Genomic DNA, 17,631 nt, shown 5'->3' on the forward strand with positions numbered 1-17,631 from the left:
GTGGAAGGACGGCGCTGCTGTGTTTTCAGTGCTGCCGTTTCGCATCCGAAGGGCTCGGGTAACCGGGCGAAAACCACGGGCCGGGACAGGCAGGACAGACCGGACCCGCCGAGAAATCACCTGCATGCATTCCTGTCTCCCTCTTCTTTGGACGGAGCGATTTTCATGGCCAAGGACCTCAACGGCCGCCGTATCGCCTTCCTCGTCGCCGACGAGGGCACCGAGCAGGTCGAACTGCGCGACCCGTGGCAGGCCGCGCTCGACGCCGGAGCCACCCCGGTGCTGGTCTCGCCGAAGCCGGGCAAGGTGTGGCTGTTCGACCACCTCGATCGGGCCGCGCAGTGGGACGTGGACGAGCCGCTTTCCGCCGCCGACCCCGACCGCTTCGACGCGCTCGTGCTCCCGGGCGGCGTCGCGAACCCGGACCGGTTGCGCACCATCCCCGAAGCGGTTGCCTTCGTGCACAAGTTCGTGCAGGACGGCAAGCCAGTGGCCGCGATCTGCCACGGGCCCTGGACGCTGATCGAAACCGGGACGCTGGAGGGCCGCACGCTCACCTCGTGGCCGAGCCTCCAGACCGACCTGCGCAACGCCGGCGCGAACTGGGTGGACCAAGAGGTGGTCGTCGACACCAGCCGGCCGAGCAGCCTGGTGACCAGCCGCAAGCCGGACGACCTCAAGGCATTCTGTGAGAAATACATCGAACACATCGCATAAGCGCGAGGTCGCGGTACTGCGTGCGCCGGGCGCGGACCGGTCACGCGGCTTGGAACTGCGCGATCAACTCGCCGCCTGCGAGGTTTCGATGGCCGTGCTGGTCCCGGAGCCACCGGGAAAGGCAGGCGCGGACAGCGCCTACGACGACGATCCCCTTCCGCGCTCTATCGCGCACGAGGAATCGGCGTCGTACGACGCGGTCGTTCTGCTGGGCAATACAGAGCCCTGGCTGGCCGCCGACCGGCACGCGCGCAGCTTCATTGAGACGGCTTACCGACAGGGCAAGCCGATCGGCGCCCTCGACCAACGCGAGGACGTAGCGTTCGCGACGCTGGCCGGGATCGTCAATAACAGTGAGTCAGGCCTCCGCGATGACGAAGGCATCATTACGCAGCCCGATCCGGAGGGCTCGACGAGTGCGTTCACGCAGCGCCTTCTCGGAGCCCTCGAACGCCAACGAACCCGCAGCGAGCAGTAGCACCGAGAGCCCCCACACACAGCGGCCGGTGGTGTGAGGAACGCGAGTCGCTCACACCACCGGCCGCTGTGCTGCTTGCGTCTGCGACTTGCCACTGCTCCGGTTGTCACTGGCTCCGATCAGACCGCCGGATTCTGCGTCAGCTGTATTCCGCGTCAGCTGTCGTCAGAGTGCTTCTTGAACGCGTCGCGGGCGCGGTCGAGCATCGAGGCGAACGGCCCGGCGGCCTTCACCATGCCCGGGGAGCCCGCGGCGGTCGGGTGCGGGTGCGTCGGGGCCGTCTTCTCGGCCTTCAGCAGCCGCTCGCCCATCCGCTTGAGCTCCTCCTCGGTGCGCTGGGCCAGCACCGTCGGGAACTCCTCGTGCTCCTCGTGCTCGGCGTGGTCGGACACGGCCTGCTCGAAGCTCGCCAGCTTCGTCTCGAACTCGGGGCTGTTGACGTCCATCTTCTCGAGCTCGGCCAGGACGTGCGTGGCCTCGTCTTCCTCGTGGTTGCGCGCGTCGGTGATCTCGTGGCCCGCGGTGTTCTTGGACACCGGGCGCAGAATCATCTCCTCGCCGACCTCGTGGACCGCGAGCAGTTCACGCAGCTGGTCGAAGCGCTCCTGCTTCGGCGCGCCGGTCGAAGCCTTGACCGCGACGAACAGCTCGCGGATCTGGGCGTGCTGCTCCAGCAGGATGCGGATGATGTTGCCCTCGGGCAGCCTGGCGGCTTCCGTCCGCTCCCTCTCTGCATGCTTCATGGTGCTCCCTTTCTGGATTTCTGCACGTCGCCGCCCGTTGCGCGGCGTTCGATCTCGGACTTCGCGTCTGCGTCTCGCGGGTACCCGGACGCAGCGGATGAAACTCCGACGAAACGGTGCATCCGCCGTTTGCCCTATGACCGCGTGGGCAGCCGGGCCCAAACGGCACGAATCGACCTGAACGCACTAACCGAAAGGCGACGGAAGCATGAGGGCTTTGGTCTACAAGGGCGCGCGTGAGGTAGCCGTGGAACAGGTGCCCGACGCGCGCATCGAGGCGCCCACGGACGTCCTGGTGCGCATCACCGCGACCAACATCTGCGGTTCGGACCTGCACATGTACGAGGGCCGCACCAGCGTGGAAGAGGGCAAGGTCCTCGGCCACGAGAACTTGGGCCAGGTGATCGAGGTCGGCTCCGCCGTGGCCCGGATCAAGGTCGGCGACTGGGTGTGCCTGCCGTTCAACATCGCCTGCGGCTTCTGTCGCAACTGCGAGCGCGGCCTGACCGGCTTCTGTCTCACGGTGAACCCTGGCATGGCCGGCGGCGCCTACGGTTACGCCGACATGGGCCCGTACAACGGCGGTCAGGCCGAACTGCTGCGCGTGCCCTTCGGCGACTTCAACTGCCTGCGGCTGCCCGAAGACGCGCAGGAGCGGCAGGACGACTACGTGATGCTCGCCGACATCTTCCCGACCGGCTACCACGCGACCGAGCTGGCACGGGTCAGCCCCGGCGACGCCGTCGCGGTCTTCGGCGCCGGACCGGTCGGGCTGATGGCGGCCTACTCGGCGGCGATCCGCGGCGCGGCGAAGATCATGCTGGTCGACCACCAGCGGGACCGGCTGCGGCTGGCGGAGAAGATCGGCGCCATCCCGGTCGACGCGAACGACGGCGATCCGGTCGAGCGGATCATGGAGCTGACTCAGGGCCGCGGCGCGGACAAGGGCTGCGATTGCGTCGGCTGGCAGGCGCACGACCCGGGCGGCACCGAGCACCCTGACATGGTCATCAACAACGTGGTCCGCTCGGTGCGCGCCACCGGGACGATCGGCGTGGTGGGCGTATACGTGCCCAGCGACCCGAACTCGCCGGACGAGCTTGGCAAGGAGGGCCAGGTCGCCTTCGACCTGGGGCTGTTCTTCCAGAAGGGCCTGACCATGGGCAGCGGGCAGGCGAACGTCAAGGCGTACAACCGGCAGCTGCGCGATCTCATCCACGCCGGCCGCGCCGAGCCGTCGTTCCTGGTCTCGCACCACGTCGGCCTGGACGACGCCCCGGACGCCTACCGCCACTTCGACCAGCGCGACGACGGCTGGACCAAGGTGGTCCTGCACCCGTAGCGTGGTGGACCATGCGCGCGTGGCGATGGTTGTTCGGCGACGTCAGCCTTACCAAACGCGCTGTCGTCATGGTCGGCGCGACGGGTGTAATCGCACTCCTCGCACGGCAGCTTCTTGGGCAGTGGGCGCTTCTCGTCGTCATGCCGGTCGGCGCTGTCCTTATTGCGACCGGATTGCGCACCAGCCAGCCGGAGCAGCCGCAACCGCGCACTGACCAAGACGTCTGGGATTCGGAAGCCCAGGAGCCAGAAGCGCAGTAAAGGCACTCAGCCGACGGAATGCGCGGTCGCCTCAAGGAGCTTGTCGACGGCGGCGATGACGTCCGTGGCGCGGATCGCGTCGAGGGCCGGATCGAGCTCGCTGCCGTGCGGGTCGCCGTGGTAGCCGGGCTCTGCGGCGTGCAGGGCCACGTGCCACGGGCGATCCGGCGGCGGCCCCCACTCGTTGGGCGGGATCGGGCCGAACAAGACCACTGACGGACGCCGGAACGCCGTCGCGAGGTGCGCGACGCCGGTGTCGCCGGAGACGACCAGCGCGGCCTCGGCCACCAGCGACGCGAGGTTGAGCGGCGTGGTTTGGCCGGCGACGGCGGCATGGGGCGGAAGGTCCGCGGCGCGCGCTACGTACGCGGCTAGGTCGCGCTCCGCTGCCGAGCCGGTGATCAGTACGCGCCAGCCAGACTTGTTCAGGTACCCGGCAACGGCCGCGAAGCGCGAGGGGGGCCAGCGGCGGCTCGCGTAGGCCGCTCCGGGATGGATGATGACGGGCCGGGCGTAGTTGGCGGGCCAGGGGCGGGCGGCGGTGTTCGAGCCCGCGGTTGCCCGGACGGCCGACGAGTGCAGGTTCGGCGCCGGGTGCGTTACCGGATCCGGGGGCTGGAGATCCAGCTCGCTCGGATCGGCCGGGATGCCGCTGCGCGTCAGCAGTCTGCACCAGCGGTGGACTTCGTGCTCGCTCGGCAGCCAGCGCGGACCGAGGTGGCACACGCCGCGATTCGCCGCGCGGCGGGTGCTGAAGCCCACGATCCGAGCGGGTCTGAGGTCTTCCAGCAGGCGGCGGCTGGCCGGTCCGTTGCCGTGCAGGTCGATGGCCAACTCCGGGGCGTCGTGCGGCCAGGGCCAGCGCAACGGCTCAAGTTCGCCGGCGGGCAGCAGGCGGTCGATCGCGCCGGTGAGCTCGGCCAGCGGGGCGAACTGCGCGGGCGCGGCGAGCACGATCTCGTGCTCGGGGAACGCGCGCCGCACGGCGCGGTATGCCGGCACGCCGGTGAGGAAATCGCCGAGGCCGAGCGCGCGCAACAGCAGCACGCGGGGCCTGGCGGCGGTGCTCTCTGCGGCGCTGCCGGTGACGACTGGGAAGGTGGTGGCGTTTGTGATCGTGGTCATCTCAGCTTGCTTCGTCTGTGGTATCAGGCTGCTTCATTGCGGGCCGAGCGGACCAGGCCGGTGGTCGACCGGCCAGACAGGTACGGCACGGTCAGGACTCTGCCGCCCCACCCGCGCACGAGCGGTGCCTCGGGCAGGTCGTCGGCCGCGTAGTCGCCGCCCTTGACCCAGACGTCGGGGCGCAGCCGCCGCAGTGTCTCCTCCGGGGTGGCCTCGTTGAACACCACGACCGCGTCGACGCAGCTGAGGGATTCGAGGATGGCTGCGCGGTCCGCCTCGTTGTTCAGTGGCCGACCGGCACCCTTGAGCCGGCGTACGGAGGCGTCGGAGTTCAGGCACACGATCAGGCAGTCCCCGGCCGCTCGCGCCGTGCGCAGGCAGTGCACGTGACCGGCGTGCAGCAGATCGAAGCAGCCGCCGGTCGCGACGACTGTGCCGCCGTGTGCCCGGACCGTTGCGGCGAGCTCGAAGGGGTCGGCGGGGCGGGGGAGGGCCGAGACAGGGCGCGGCAGGTCGGCGTGAGCGGTGGTGGTAGCGGCTGCTGGGGCGTAGGCGAAGGGGGAGGCGGCAGAGGCGTTGGACGTGTCGAATACCGGGTCGAGGGCTGATACGCCGCCGGCAGCCAGGAACGACGCTGCGGCGTCAACTGCCGCGACTACGGCTTCTGACGGCAGCGCGCCTGACGCGAGCGCGGCTGCGGTCGCGGCGGCGAATGCGTCCCCGGCTCCGCAGGCGTCGGTCGGCTCGATATCGCGGGCCGGGATCAACTGAGTGTTGGCTGCTCCGCACAGCAGCACTCCCTGCGCGCCGAGCGTGATCGCGAGCTGCGATACCGGCCAAGCGGTGCGCAGTTTGTCCGCTGCCTCCGCGGCCGCTCTCACAGCCGCAGACCCGCGCGCCGCCGCGGCGCCGGGCGACATCGAGGCAGCGGCCGCCTCCGCCTGATTGGGCGTCGCCAGCAGTGTGCCGGGGACGGGTGCTGCGCCGCGCGGATGCGGATCCCAGACCAGCGGCACGCGGCGAGCGGCCGTAGTCAGAGCATCGCGTACGGCCTGATTCGAGGTAACGCCCCCGGCGTAGTCGGACACGAGGATCGCGCGGGCGCCCTCGAACGCTTCGGTGAGCCGCGATCCCGGGTCGCCGGTGTACGGCTGCGCCGGATGGTCGATACGCAGCAGTGTCCTGCCATCGACGCGAACTCGCGTCTTCTGCGCGATCGCGTCTGGCCAGGGCAGCGCGACGAGGCGGACGCGTGGATCGATGAGCTCCCTCAGCATCTCGCCGTGAGCATCATCGCCGAGCGGGCAGACCAGCGTCACCTGGCACCCGGCCCGCGCTGCCAGGTGCGCTGCCAGCGCGGCGCCGCCGGGGCGTGGACGGACCGTGGGCTCGTCGACTACCGGCGCCGGAGTATCAGGGCACAACCGTCGCACCGCGCCGTCGAGGTCGCGGTCGAGCAGCGCGTCTCCGATGACGACAAGCGGACCGGCCGTCATCGGGGGACTCCGATCGGCGCGGCTTGCGGAAGATGCCGGACCTCACTGCCGTCCACGTCGCGGCTGAGAAGCTGTGGTTCCTGGCGCGCGAGGGCGAGATCCATGGCTTCGCAGACGAGGTGCAGCGCCACCAGATGAACCTCCTGCACCGTCGCCGTGTCGGGGCCGTGCGCGCAGATCGAGCGATGCGCCAGCGTCGCGAGCGGGTTCGGCGCCGGTCCTGTCAGGGCCCAGACGTGCATACCCACCGCCCGGGCCCGCTGCGCTGCGGCGATCACGTTGCCGCTGCGGCCGCTGGTGGACAGCAGCAGCAACACGTCGCCGGGCCTTCCGTGCGCCTCGACCTGCCGGGCGAAGACCTCGTCGGCGCCGTAGTCGTTGCCGATCGCCGTGGTCGCCGAGGTGTCGCCGTGCAGCGGGATCGCCGAGAACGGCCGGCGCTCGTCCCGGAACCTGCCGACCAGTTCGGCGGTCAGGTGCTGGGCCTGCGCCGCGCTGCCGCCGTTTCCGGCGGCCAGCAACCGGTGCCCGGCGCTCAGCGCGTCGGCCAGCTGGCGGCCCCACTCGGCGCAGGTCTCGGCGAGCACGTCGGAGGTCCGGAGCGCATACGTGACCTGACTCAGCCGGTCGCGCAATACCTGTTCGATCGACATCATCGGTTCACCGCCTCCTCGATCCTCCCGGTCCCTTCGGCCACGAGCCGGCTGTACACCTCCGCGGTGCGGCGCGCGATCCGCGGCCAGCCATAACGCGATCTGGCGCGCAGCAGGCCATTGAGTCCCAGCTGCCTGCGCAGCTCGCGATCCTTGATCAACGGCTTAAGCGCGTCGGCGAGTGCATCTGGCGCGCGCGGAGGGACGAGTACGCCGGTTACTCCGTCGAGCACCGTGTCGGTCAGCCCGCCGACGGCGCTCGCCACGACCGGGATGCCGCTGGCCATCGCTTCGAGCGGCACGATGCCGAAGGGCTCGTACCACGGCGTGCACAGCACCAGCTCGGCCGAGCGAAGCAGCGCCGGCATGTCGCCGCGCGGCACGGCGCCGAGCAGTTTGACCCGGTCCGCGACGTCGCATTCGGCAGCGATCTGACGCAGCCGGTGCGCCTCGGGCTCGTCGCAGAGCTGTTCGGCGGGCGGACCGCCCGCGATGACCAGCTCCGCCTCCGGCAGCTGTGCCAGCGCCCGGATCGCCATATCAAATCCCTTACGCGGCACGAGCCGGCCGATCGCCAGCAGCCGGTGCCTGCGGCCGCGCGGCGCGACCGGGCCCTGCGGAGTGAAGCGCTCCAGGTCCACGCCGCACGGGATGACCGAGATGTGCCGCCGGTCCACGCCAAGCCGCACCAGTTCGAACAGCTCGTCGCTGCAGGTCGCCACGATCCTGGCGCAGGTCTTGCCGATCTCGCGCTCGGTCTCGATGCGCGACGGCGGGCTCGTGTCGGCAGATCCCTGATACCGCTGCTTGACCACGCCGAGCGCGTGATAGGTCTGCACGACCGGGATGCCGAGGGGTTCCGCGGCCTCCAGCGAGGCCAGCCCGGACATCCAGAAGTGCGCGTGGACCACGTCGGGCCGCTGGGTCTTCCAGCGGGCCGCGAGCTCCCGCGCGAAGGCGGGCATGTGCGGCAGCAGGTCGTCCTTGGGCACCGGCCGAGGCGGACCCGCGTCGATCTGCTCGACCACGACCCGCCGGCCCATCTGGGTGCGCGCCGCCGTGTCGGCCGCGTCCCGCCGGGTGTACACCGTCACCTCGTGGCCCAAGGCGGCCATGCCGGTGGCGAGGCAGGCCACATGGACGTTTTGCCCGCCCGCGTCGGCGCCGCCGAGCGCGGCCATCGGGTTTGCGTGTTCTGATACGAGTGCGATTCTCATGAGCTCACCTCGGCCAGCACCTGGTCCCAGCGCTCGAGAAAGCGTTTGAGCCCATAGCGCTCAAGCGCCGCCTCACGCGCGGCAGCCCCCGTTTCACGTGCCAACTCCTTGTCGTTGATGAAGGCGCACATCGCCTCGTGCAGTTCGGCGACGCTCGGGGAGACCACCCCGGCGCCGGGCGGTACCGCCCGCGCGGCCTCGGTGGTCGCCAGCGCGACCGCCGGCATCCCGAGCTGCATCGCCTCAAGCAGCGAGAGCCCGAGCGAGGTCCAGCGGATGGGGTGCACGTACACCCGCCGCCGCGCGAGTTCCGTGTGCATCTGGTCCTGCGGCAGGTCCTCGTGCAGGTGAATGCGGTCCGGCGGGAATCCCGGGTGATGGCGCAGAGCATTGACACGCATCCCGAACACGTCGAGGGGCGCGTGCTCGGCGAAGCCCGGCAGCAGATCGGTTCCGGTGACCCGGCCGCGTCGCACCGGATCGTTGACCACGACCGCGGCATGCGCGATCTCCCCGGTGTAGCGCTCGCCGGGATCGACGATGCCGTGTTCGATCACGGTCGTCGGAGTGCTGCCGCAGTCCCAGAACAGGTCGTTGAAGTCCGTCACGTGCACGACGAGCAGGCCCGGATGGCCGGCGGCGGGGTGCGGCGTGTTCGGCACGTCCTGCTGCGGCGTGTTGTGCTCCACGTAGACCGCGGGCACGTCGATGCCCGGCACAAGACCGGTCCAGTTGACGACGAGCTGCGCGTCCTGCGGCCGTTGCAGAACCACCACGTCGAACGGCGTCGAGCGCAGCTCGTGCACCGGCACCTCGATCGCGCTGCGCGGCCAGTCCCAGGTGCGCGCCCGGCCGAGGCCGTCCGGACCGCGCGGCTCGGTGACAGGGAGCAGATACGTGTGCGATCCCTGCACGAAGGAGGTCGTCCACGAGCCGTGCACGTGCCATAACAGGATCCTCATGCCACACCTCCTTCGCGGTGGCCGGCCGAGGCCAGCAGCTTCTCGACGGCGCTGACCACGTCGCGGGCGGTCACGCCGGACAGGCACGGATGGCCGGGGACCGGGCACTCCCGGGCGCGGGTGCCAGCGCAGGGAGCCTCCTGATCGCCCAGCAGCACGGTCTCGACTCCGTACGGCGCCCAGCGCACGGCAGGCACGACCGGCGCGAAGAGGCTGACCACCGGAGTGCCGACGGCGGCGGAAAGATGCGCCGGACCGGTGTTCGGCGCGACGGTCACGGCCGCGCCGGCCAGCACCGCGGCCAGCTCGGGCAGGCGGGTGCGGCCGCCGAGATCCAGGGCTCCGGTCTCGCCGGCGGTTCGTGCGGTCAGCTCGCGCTCCTTCTTGCTGCCGGTCACCACGACCCGGTGGCCGTCGGCGGTCAGTTCGCGTACCGCCCGCGCCCACCGCTCGACCGGCCAGGTACGCGCGGGGGCGGTGCAGCCGGGATGCACCGCGACATAGCGCTCCGACGGGACCAGAGCACTGACATCCGGCAGCGGATCGCGCAGCGCGAGCCGTCCGTCGTCCTCGGGCGGAAGGGGGAAGCCGGCGGCGCGCGCCAGCGACAGCGCACGCTCGGGTTCCGGGATGTCCTCGTCCACGAGGTGCCGCACGTCGAGCAGCGAGCCGGGGTAGTCGACGCTGATCGCGCTGATCCGGGGCACCGCCGTCATCCGCAGCAGCAGCGCGGCCGGCAGCGGCGACTGGTGGAACGAGGTGAAGACGACGGCCTCGTCGAAGTCGCCGAGAATCAGTTCGCGCATCAGGAACCGAAGACAGCCGTCGTCCAGTGGCTGCGGGTTCGGACCGACCCAGGGCGCCTTGTAGACGAGCACGTCGTTGACGCCGGGCAGCAACGGCGCGACCGAGGCGCCGTCCGGACCGGCCAGCAGCGTCACGTGCCGTGAACCGGCCGCGAGCGCGCGCAGCGCCGGCCCGGTCAGCAGGACGTCGCCGAGGCCGTCCAGCCGCACGGCCAGCACCCGGTTGCGCGTGGTGGCGGCGCTCATCGCCGGCTCCCACTCGTTGATCGGCCGGTGGCGGCGGCGCGCGTGCGATGGGCACGCGCCGGCTCCGGATCGCTCTGGCCGACGATCCAGCGTGCCGCGGCGAGCAGGTCGACGCCGATCCGCGCTCCGGCCAGCTCCTCGATGCGAGTGCTCGGTGTGGGTATCAACACGCTGCGGCTTCCGGCCGCGCGCGCCGCCGCCACGTCCGCACCGATATCGCCGATGACGACGCAGTCCTCGGGCCGCATGCCGAGCTCAGCAGCAGCCTGAAATATCAGCCCGGGCCGCGGTTTGCGGCAGTCGCAGCCGTCCTCCGGCGTGTGCGGGCAGACGGCCCAGGCGTCGAAGGGGCCGAGCAATCGGCGTACCTGCTCATCTACCTCCTTGGCCTGGCCCGGCGTGATCAGCCCTCTGCCGATCCCGGACTGATTCGTGACGACGCCGATGCGCAGCCCGGCATCGCGAAGCAGCCGGAGTGCTTCCAGCGCTGTGGGCATGGGCGCGACGCGGTCCGGATCGGTGTTGTACGGCACGTCGTGAATCAGGGTTCCGTCACGGTCGAACAGTACCGCCAATGGCCGGCCTGGCCAGCTCTCCGCGTGCACATGGCGATAGCGCCGCAGCCCGCGCAGCCAATGCGCGGTTGCCACGGGCGGAATCGCGGCGCTGCTGACCGCCATCGCGGCCAATTCATCGGCGGTGCGCGGTCCTGGACGCACGCGTTCGGCGAAGAATGTGGCGGTCCCGGCGAACCAGCCCGCGGCAGCGAGGAAGCCGGCCCGGCGCAGCGCCGCGCTCTGCCTGGACTTCGAAGCCGTCGCAGACTTCGTCAGGCCCCGAATGCCCTGGGCTGCTCCGGCAGCCAACGCCGCGGTCCCGAGAGCGGTAACCGCCAGATGGCGTCGACGCGCGCCGCGAGTCGCCTCTGCCCTGTCGTACCAGTCGCGGCCGTGCAGCCGCGCCATCAGCACGTCGTCGGCATTTCCGGCCTGCATCCGAATGCTGACAAGCCGGTCCGCGGGCCGTACCGGATGGCGGGTGCGGCGCTGGCCGACGGTCAGCCGCCATCCCGCGTCCTGTACCCGCAGCGCGAGGTCGGCATCCTCGCGAAACGCCCGGCGGAACCGCTCGTCGAAGCCGCCGCTCTCGACCAGGGCGTCGCGCCGGTACGCCAGGTCCGCGGTGATCCACCGCGCATCGGCGAGCCCCGCGACGTTGCGCTCCCAGTCGGTCGGCCTGCGCTGGCTCGGCAGCGGAACGTGGATGACGCCCTGTACCGCGCCAACGTCAGGCGTAACGCGCAGGTCGTGATCCAGCCGCGCCCGCCAGAAGTGTTCGACCTCTACGTCGTCGTCGAGGAACACGATCCACGGCACGGTCGCCGGCACCGTGCGCCAGCCGAGGTTGCGCGCCGCCGCCGGCCCGCGGCCTCCGCTGGTCATCGCGATCGTGGTGCGGTCGGCCAGCGCCCGCGGCACCTGGAGCGGAAGCGGATCGGGCGTGTCTGGCCGATCGTCGACCACGACGACGAGCTCCGGCAGCGGCCCGGATGCCGTGGCCAGCGCGTCTACGCAGCGTTGCAGGCTCGGCCGCCCGATCGTCGGTATGACGATCGCGCAGCGCGTGTCGTACGCCGGCTCGGCGGTATCAGCCTTCGTGCTCATTGCGCCAGCTCCCCGCGTCTGATCACGAACGGGCCCAGCGCCAGCACGTCGACGGGGGAGGAGCCGAAGCACTCCAGGGCGTCGCGCGGGCTGTCCACCATCGGCCGGCCCGCAGTGTTCAGGCTCGTGTTCACCACGACCGGCAGTCCGGTGCGCCGCTCGAAGGCCGCGAGCATCTCGGCCACCAGCGGTTCCTGCGCCCTGTCCACGGTCTGGATGCGCGCCGTGCCGTCCACGTGCACTACAGCCGGGATGCGATCGCGCCACTCGGCCGCCACCCGGTGCACGAACAGCATGTAAGGGCTCGGCGTCGGACCGTCGAAGATCTGCGCCGCCCGCTCGGCCAGCACCATCGGCGCGACCGGCCGGAACTGCTCGCGGCCCTTCACATCGTTGAGCCGCTCCAGATTCGCCGCGTGCCCGGGGTGGGCCAGCAGCGAGCGGTGCCCTAGCGCGCGCGGTCCGTATTCGCTGCGGCCCTGGAACCAGGCCACGATCCGGTTCTCGGCGAGCGCCTGCGCGACCTCCTCGGCGACGCTTTCCGGCCTGTGGTAAGGGATGTGCGCGGTGACCAGCCAGGATTCGAGTTCCTCCGCGCTCCAGCCCCGGCCAAGCGCGGCGTCGGTCATCGGATCGGTCAGGTCACCGAGTTCCCGCGCCACGTGCAGCGCGCCGCCGAGCGCGGTTCCCGAGTCTCCGGCCGCCGGCTGCACCCATACCTGCTCGAACGGGCCCTCAGCCGCGATCCGCGAATTGGCCACGCAGTTGAGCGCGACCCCGCCGGCCATCGACAGCGCCCGGTCCCCGGTGCGTCCGTGCAGCCAGCGCACCAGATCTAGCAGCACTTCCTCGAGCACCAACTGCACGCTCGCGGCCAAGTCGGCGTGCTGATCCGTCCACGGTTCGTGCGGCTCGCGGCGCTTCGTCAGCGTCGACCAGGGCACCGGCTCGGTGACGAACCCGCCGTCCCCGCGCGGATAGACCGACCGGCGCAACTCGGCGGCGAACCGCGGCTTGCCATACGAGGCCAGGGCCATGACTTTGTACTCGTCGCTGGATCGCAGGAAGCCGAGATGGTCCGTGGCCTCCTCGTAGAACAGGCCGAGCGAGTGCGGCAGGAACTGACTCGACAGGATCTCCAGTTCGCCGCCGCCATACCGTCCGGCCAGATGCGAAACCGACTCGCCGCGGCCGTCGCAGACCAGGACGCTGCAATTCTCGAAGGGCGCGGCGAGCCCGGCCGAAGCCGCGTGCGCGACGTGATGCGGCACATGCCTGACCGTTTCCGGATCGACGCCGGGAAGCGCCTCGGCGATGAACCCCGGTGCATGGTGCGCGTACATCTGGCGCAAGTGGTCCCACGGATCGCCGAGCCCGAGCTCCTCGGCCGATTTCGCCTCGCGCGGATCATAGGAATAGGCGACGGCGTCGAGATCGTCCGGCCCCAGCCCGGCCTCGGCCAGGCACCAGGCCGCGGCCAGCTCCGGTAACTCCCACGTGGAGAAAGGCACCGGGCGTTTGCCGTGCTTGCGACGGCTGAATCGCTCCTCCTCCGCCGCGGCCACGATCCGGCCGTCCACGATCAGGGCGGCGGCGGGGTCGTGAAAAACGGCGTTGATGCCGAGAACGCGCATATATTTCCCCAAAACGTCGTGCAGAAGGTGTAGCGGCCGTTTGCCCGACCGTGAAACTCGACTCCGTGTTGCGCGGCCGCTGCGCCCCTGAGCCCCAGCGCGGCCGCCGCCGGCGGTCGCCGTTCAGGCGGCGGCTGCGGTCATTTGTTGCTCGGTCCGCTCGGCGAACCAGGCGATCGTGTCGCGCAGGCCCTCGTCGCGGTCGACTTTCGGTTCCCAGCCCAGTCGCGTGCGGGCCAGGGTGATGTCAGGGCAGCGCGTGGTCGGGTCGTCAACCGGCCGCTCGGTGAAGGCGAGCGGGGAGCTCGACCCGGTGAGCTCGACGATCCGGGTGGCCAGATCGAGCACGCTGAGCTCCTGCGGGCTGCCGATGTTCACCGGTCCCGGCTCGGCCGAGGCGGCCAGCGCGAGGATCCCGGAGACGGTGTCGGAGACATGGCAGACCGAGCGGGTCTGGCTGCCGTCCCCGGCGATGGTCAGCGGATCGCCGGCCAGCGCCTGCATGATGAAGGTGGGAATCGCCCGGCCGTCGTGCGGGCGCATCCGCGGCCCGTAGGAGTTGAAGATCCGCACGATCCCGGTGTCCAGGCCGCGGCTGTGCCGGTACGCCATGGTCAGCGCCTCGGAGAAGCGCTTGGCCTCGTCGTAGACCCCGCGCGGGCCGACCGGGTTCACATTGCCCCAGTAGTCCTCGGACTGCGGATGCCGCAGCGGGTCGCCGTACACCTCAGAAGTCGAGGCGAGGATGAACCGCGCGCCTTTCTCCGCGGCCAGCCCCAGCGCGTGCAGTGTGCCGAGGCTGCCGACGCGCAGCGTGTCGATCGGGTATTTCAGGTAGTCGGTGGGGGAGGCCGGGGAGGCGAAATGCAGCACGAGGTCGGCCTTGCCGGGCACGTGAATGAACTCGCTCACGTCGCACGGCACCATGCGGAACCGCCCGTCGGAGATGAGGTGCCCCACATTGTCCGGTTCTCCGGTTAGGAAATTGTCCAGGCACACGACCTCGGTGCCCTCTGCCAGCAGCCGCTCGCACAGGTGCGAGCCCAGAAAGCCCGCCCCGCCGGTGACCACGGCCCGATGGAAGCGGCGCGCGGTTTCCGCCATGTGGTGGCACCTCCCGGATCGTCCACGGCCGTCCTCGGATGGCCGGTTGTTGTCTTAACTGAAGCTTCACTTGGTCGAGTGACCGGTCGGCTACCCGGCACTTGCGGACGAAAACGACTTCCCGTCGAGACGTTTCTCCGGGCCAGCTCATCGCGCGTCATGGCTGTGTATTCGATCCCACAGACGACTGAATCGGGCCGGGCGGTCGTTTGCCTTCGGCGGGTGCGGCAACGTCCCGCCGATGAGCCGTACCACGGTCGTGATCGCCACCCGCAATCGTGCGGCGGAGCTTGACCGCACCCTCAGCGAGCTGACCGCTCTGCCGGAGCGGCCCCCGATCATCGTGGTGGACAACGCCTCCACCGACGGAACCCCGCAGCGGCTGGCGGCGCGCTTCCCAGCTGTCAGGGTGCTGCGAATGCCGCGCAATCTGGGCGCGGTCGCCAGAAACCGCGGCGTGCTTGCCGCCGCGACACCGTACGTGGCGTTCAGCGATGACGACTCCTGGTGGGCGCCGGGCGCGCTGGCCGAGGCCGAGCGCATCCTGGACGGTTCGCCGCGGCTCGCGCTGATCGCCGCGCGCACCTTGGTCGGGCCGCGCCGCGAACTGGATCCGGTGAATCTGTTGATGTGGCGCAGCCCGCTGCCTGAGCAGGAGCCGACGCCCGGCGGCCGCCCGGTGCTCGGATTCCTGGCCTGCTCGGCGGTGGTCCGCCGCCGGGCCTTCCTCGACGTCGGCGGGTTCGCGCAATTCATCCGGGTCGGCGGGGAGGAGAAGCTGCTGGCCTACGATCTGGCGGCGGCGGGCTGGCAGCTGGTTTACGCCCCCGGACTTGTCGCACACCACCATCCTTCGGCGGTTCGCGACCCGGCCGCGCGGCGCGTACTGGAACTGCGCAACGACCTGCTGATCGACTGGCTGCGCAGGCCTTGGCAGCATGCGCTGCGATCGAGCGCGCGGGCGGCGCGGGCAGCGGTGCGTGAACCGGTGGCCCGAAAAGCGGCGCTGTCGGCCGCGGCGCGCCTTCCGGTGCTGTTGCCGCGGCGCAGAAAACTTCCGCCGAACGTGGAATCGGCGGTGCGGATGCTGGAAGCCGGAGGTCGCTATGGCATCGCCGCGTGACAGTGCCGCCGCGGAGAACAGTGCCACCGCCGAGAAGCGGGTCACCGTCGTGGTCATTACGCACAACCGCCGCGAGGAACTGGCACGGACGCTGCACCGGCTCGCGACTCTGCCGACTCGGCCGCCGGTGATCGTCGTCGACAACGGGTCACGCGACGGAACGGCCGATTTCGTCCGCCGCGAGTACCCTGAGATGACTCTGATCGCGGCGGACCGCAACCTCGGCGCGGTGGGCCGGAACCTCGCGGCCCGGCGGGTCGAGACGCCTTATATCGCGTTCTGCGACGACGACACCTGGTGGGAGCCCGGGGCGCTCGTCCGCGCGGCCGACCTGCTCGACTCGCACGCCAACGTCGCCGCGATCACCGGGCACATCGTCGTCGAACCGGAGGGCAGCGACGACCCGATCGTGGCGGAGCTGCGCGACTCGCCGATTCCGCGACCGCCCGGTGCGCGGCTGCCGGGTCCCGCGCTCGGCAGCATTCTGGCCGGCGCCTCGGTCCTGCGCACCTCCGCATTCCGGCAGGTCGGCGGCTTCAATCCGCGATTGTGGCTGGGCGGCGAGGAGGAGCTGCTGGCGATGGATCTCGCGGCGTGCGGTTGGTGGCTGTGCTACGCGCCGGACGTCATAGTGCACCACGAACCCTCCACCCGACGTGAAAGCACGGCGCGTAGGCGCGACGGCATTCGCAACACCCTGTGGACGACTTGGCTGCGCCGACCCGTGACGAGCGCGCTGCGCCGCACCGTCTGGCTGGCCGGTTCGGTTCCGCGGGACAGGACCTCGGCCTCAGGGTTTTTCAATGCGCTGCGCGGCCTGCCGTGGGTACTGAGGGAACGGCGCGTCGTACCCGCGAATGTGGAAGCGAATATGCGACTGCTGGAAGTACCGCAGCGCACGTCCACCGCGCGCCGTTACGTGGGCTGAGTCGCTGCATGAGCTGATCAGGCACCGCTTTATGCACGATTCGCGTCTCGCGCACTATTCGGCGTGAACGTCGCGCGGTGCCTTATCCGGGCGCAGTCCGCGCCAGGACGGCGTGCGCAGCATTCCGTCGCGGGTTCGCTCGGCGTAGACGACCTCGCCAACCAGTTTCGGCTGCACCCACCGCGCCTCGCGCTCGATCGCGGGCGGCACACGGCCGGCGAACGGACTGCGCTCGGTGGCCAGCGCATCCAAGCGCTTGCCGAGATCCGCGAGGCTCTGCTCGGTGAAGCCGGTTCCGACGAGGCCCACGAACTCAAGGGTGTCCGCTGCCGTGTCATGCGCCGATCCACCGCGGCGCCCCACCCGACCCCCGCTCGTGCCAGCGCCAGCGCCTGCGCCGGCCACCGGAATGCCCAGTAACAGCGATCCGATCGCCCCGCGCCTGCGGCCCTCGCCGGGAGTCCACCCGCCGACCACCACTTCCTGAGTACGCACGTGCTTGATCTTGATCCAGTCCGGGCTGCGTCGGCCGGGCTGGTACGTGGACTCCAGCCGCTTGGCGATCACTCCTTCGAGCCCTTCTGCGCGCGTCGCCGCATACAACCCGGCACCATCGCCCGCCTGGTAATCAGGCGCCTGCCAGCTGGACACCGCCGCGAGATCGAGAGCGGCAAGGATCGCGCGGCGCTCGCGGTAGGGCTCGTCTACCAGAGAGCGTCCGTCCCTGCGCAGCACGTCGAAGACGATGTACGCCACCGGCGTCCGCTCGCTCAGCCTGGCGATCCGGGCCGCGTCGCGCACGTGCATCCGCTGCTGGAGTGCGCCGAACGAGGGCCGGCCCGCCGCGTCGAAGGCGACGATCTCGCCGTCCACCACCAGGCCGCGCCGTCCGGCCAGCCGAGCCAGCTCGGCGGATCGCGGTGTCAGTTCGGGATACGCGGCGGTGATGTCGCGCTCGTTGCGCGAGACCAGCTGAAACCGGTCCCTGCCCAGGTAGCCGATCGCGCGGACCCCGTCCCACTTCACCTCATAGCCGAACAGGCCGTCCTGCGCGCCGGAGGGAAGCCGGCCGAGAGTGGCCAGCATCGGGGCGATCGCGCGCAGGCCGGCCCAGGTGGCGTCTTTCGCCATCC

General features: G+C 70.6%; 17 protein-coding genes. 6 read left to right on the forward strand and 11 right to left on the reverse strand.

The features are described from left to right. Nucleotides 1-165: 165 nt before the first annotated feature. Both VFA06_RS11850 and VFA06_RS11855 read left to right on the forward strand, forming a co-directional pair. Nucleotides 166-717 carry a type 1 glutamine amidotransferase domain-containing protein gene (locus tag VFA06_RS11850; RefSeq protein ID WP_324840550.1) on the forward strand — a complete coding sequence of 184 codons (552 nt, stop codon included), beginning with the start codon at nucleotides 166-168 and terminating at the stop codon, nucleotides 715-717. Beyond that, nucleotides 689-1,195 carry a hypothetical protein gene (locus tag VFA06_RS11855; RefSeq protein WP_324840551.1) on the forward strand — a complete coding sequence of 169 codons (507 nt, stop codon included), beginning with the start codon at nucleotides 689-691 and terminating at the stop codon, nucleotides 1,193-1,195. The genes VFA06_RS11850 and VFA06_RS11855 overlap by 29 nt, the downstream gene beginning before the upstream one ends. Nucleotides 1,196-1,350: 155 nt before the next feature. Here the strand turns inward: VFA06_RS11855 and VFA06_RS11860 are convergent, their stop codons facing one another. Beyond that, nucleotides 1,351-1,938 carry a hemerythrin domain-containing protein gene (locus VFA06_RS11860; protein WP_324840552.1) on the reverse strand — a complete coding sequence of 196 codons (588 nt, stop codon included), beginning with the start codon at nucleotides 1,936-1,938 and terminating at the stop codon, nucleotides 1,351-1,353. A 208-nt stretch (nucleotides 1,939-2,146) separates the two neighbouring features. Between VFA06_RS11860 and VFA06_RS11865 the strand changes: the two genes are divergently transcribed. Further along, nucleotides 2,147-3,280 carry a glutathione-independent formaldehyde dehydrogenase gene (locus VFA06_RS11865; protein ID WP_324840553.1) on the forward strand — a complete coding sequence of 378 codons (1,134 nt, stop codon included), beginning with the start codon at nucleotides 2,147-2,149 and terminating at the stop codon, nucleotides 3,278-3,280. Between the two features lie 11 nt (nucleotides 3,281-3,291). Next, on the forward strand, nucleotides 3,292-3,540 hold the full coding sequence (locus VFA06_RS11870; RefSeq protein WP_324840554.1) for a hypothetical protein: 249 nt from the start codon (nucleotides 3,292-3,294) through the stop codon (nucleotides 3,538-3,540). Between the two features lie 6 nt (nucleotides 3,541-3,546). Here VFA06_RS11870 and VFA06_RS11875 read toward each other — a convergent pair whose 3' ends face one another. The 9 genes from VFA06_RS11875 to VFA06_RS11915 all read right to left on the reverse strand — a co-directional run bounded on the left by VFA06_RS11875 (nucleotide 3,547) and on the right by VFA06_RS11915 (nucleotide 14,447). Next, the gene (locus VFA06_RS11875; protein WP_324840555.1) at nucleotides 3,547-4,665 is read right to left on the reverse strand and encodes a glycosyltransferase family 9 protein; all 1,119 of its coding nucleotides are present in this window, start codon (nucleotides 4,663-4,665) and stop codon (nucleotides 3,547-3,549) included. A gap of 23 nt (nucleotides 4,666-4,688) precedes the next feature. Beyond that, nucleotides 4,689-6,161: a D-glycero-beta-D-manno-heptose 1-phosphate adenylyltransferase gene (rfaE2, locus tag VFA06_RS11880; protein ID WP_324840556.1), complete on the reverse strand. Its 1,473-nt coding sequence runs from the start codon at nucleotides 6,159-6,161 to the stop codon at nucleotides 4,689-4,691. Next, complete coding sequence (locus VFA06_RS11885) at nucleotides 6,158-6,817, reverse strand: SIS domain-containing protein (RefSeq protein WP_324840557.1); 660 nt, start codon at nucleotides 6,815-6,817, stop codon at nucleotides 6,158-6,160. Before VFA06_RS11885 ends, rfaE2 begins: the two co-directional genes overlap by 4 nt. Continuing rightward, entirely contained in the window at nucleotides 6,814-8,031 is a 1,218-nt protein-coding gene (locus VFA06_RS11890; RefSeq protein WP_324840558.1) for a glycosyltransferase, read from the reverse strand. Before VFA06_RS11890 ends, VFA06_RS11885 begins: the two co-directional genes overlap by 4 nt. Continuing rightward, nucleotides 8,028-8,993, reverse strand: a complete 966-nt coding sequence (locus tag VFA06_RS11895; RefSeq protein WP_324840559.1) for a glycosyltransferase — start codon at nucleotides 8,991-8,993, stop codon at nucleotides 8,028-8,030. Before VFA06_RS11895 ends, VFA06_RS11890 begins: the two co-directional genes overlap by 4 nt. Continuing rightward, a complete protein-coding gene (locus tag VFA06_RS11900) occupies nucleotides 8,990-10,045 on the reverse strand; it encodes a glycosyltransferase family 9 protein (RefSeq protein WP_324840560.1) in 1,056 nt (351 codons plus the stop codon). Before VFA06_RS11900 ends, VFA06_RS11895 begins: the two co-directional genes overlap by 4 nt. Next, nucleotides 10,042-11,709: an HAD-IIIA family hydrolase gene (locus VFA06_RS11905; protein ID WP_324840561.1), complete on the reverse strand. Its 1,668-nt coding sequence runs from the start codon at nucleotides 11,707-11,709 to the stop codon at nucleotides 10,042-10,044. The genes VFA06_RS11900 and VFA06_RS11905 overlap by 4 nt, the downstream gene beginning before the upstream one ends. Next, a complete protein-coding gene (locus VFA06_RS11910) occupies nucleotides 11,706-13,343 on the reverse strand; it encodes a carbamoyltransferase family protein (protein ID WP_324840562.1) in 1,638 nt (545 codons plus the stop codon). The genes VFA06_RS11905 and VFA06_RS11910 overlap by 4 nt, the downstream gene beginning before the upstream one ends. A gap of 123 nt (nucleotides 13,344-13,466) precedes the next feature. After that, nucleotides 13,467-14,447 carry a UDP-glucuronic acid decarboxylase family protein gene (locus tag VFA06_RS11915; protein WP_324840563.1) on the reverse strand — a complete coding sequence of 327 codons (981 nt, stop codon included), beginning with the start codon at nucleotides 14,445-14,447 and terminating at the stop codon, nucleotides 13,467-13,469. Nucleotides 14,448-14,688: 241 nt separating this feature from the next. On the opposite strand from VFA06_RS11915, the gene VFA06_RS11920 reads away from it, so the two are divergent. Both VFA06_RS11920 and VFA06_RS11925 read left to right on the forward strand, forming a co-directional pair. Beyond that, complete coding sequence (locus tag VFA06_RS11920; RefSeq protein ID WP_324840564.1) at nucleotides 14,689-15,570, forward strand: glycosyltransferase family 2 protein; 882 nt, start codon at nucleotides 14,689-14,691, stop codon at nucleotides 15,568-15,570. Further along, nucleotides 15,554-16,498, forward strand: a complete 945-nt coding sequence (locus VFA06_RS11925) for a glycosyltransferase family 2 protein (RefSeq protein WP_324840565.1) — start codon at nucleotides 15,554-15,556, stop codon at nucleotides 16,496-16,498. Before VFA06_RS11920 ends, VFA06_RS11925 begins: the two co-directional genes overlap by 17 nt. Before the next feature lie 54 nt (nucleotides 16,499-16,552). Here VFA06_RS11925 and VFA06_RS11930 read toward each other — a convergent pair whose 3' ends face one another. Further along, nucleotides 16,553-17,629, reverse strand: coding sequence for a DNA ligase (locus VFA06_RS11930; protein WP_324840566.1), 1,077 nt, complete (start codon nucleotides 17,627-17,629; stop codon nucleotides 16,553-16,555). Nucleotides 17,630-17,631: the final 2 nt, after the last annotated feature.

It is taken from the genome of Actinocrinis sp. (assembly GCF_035653575.1).
Lineage (GTDB): Bacteria > Actinomycetota > Actinomycetes > Streptomycetales > Catenulisporaceae > Actinocrinis.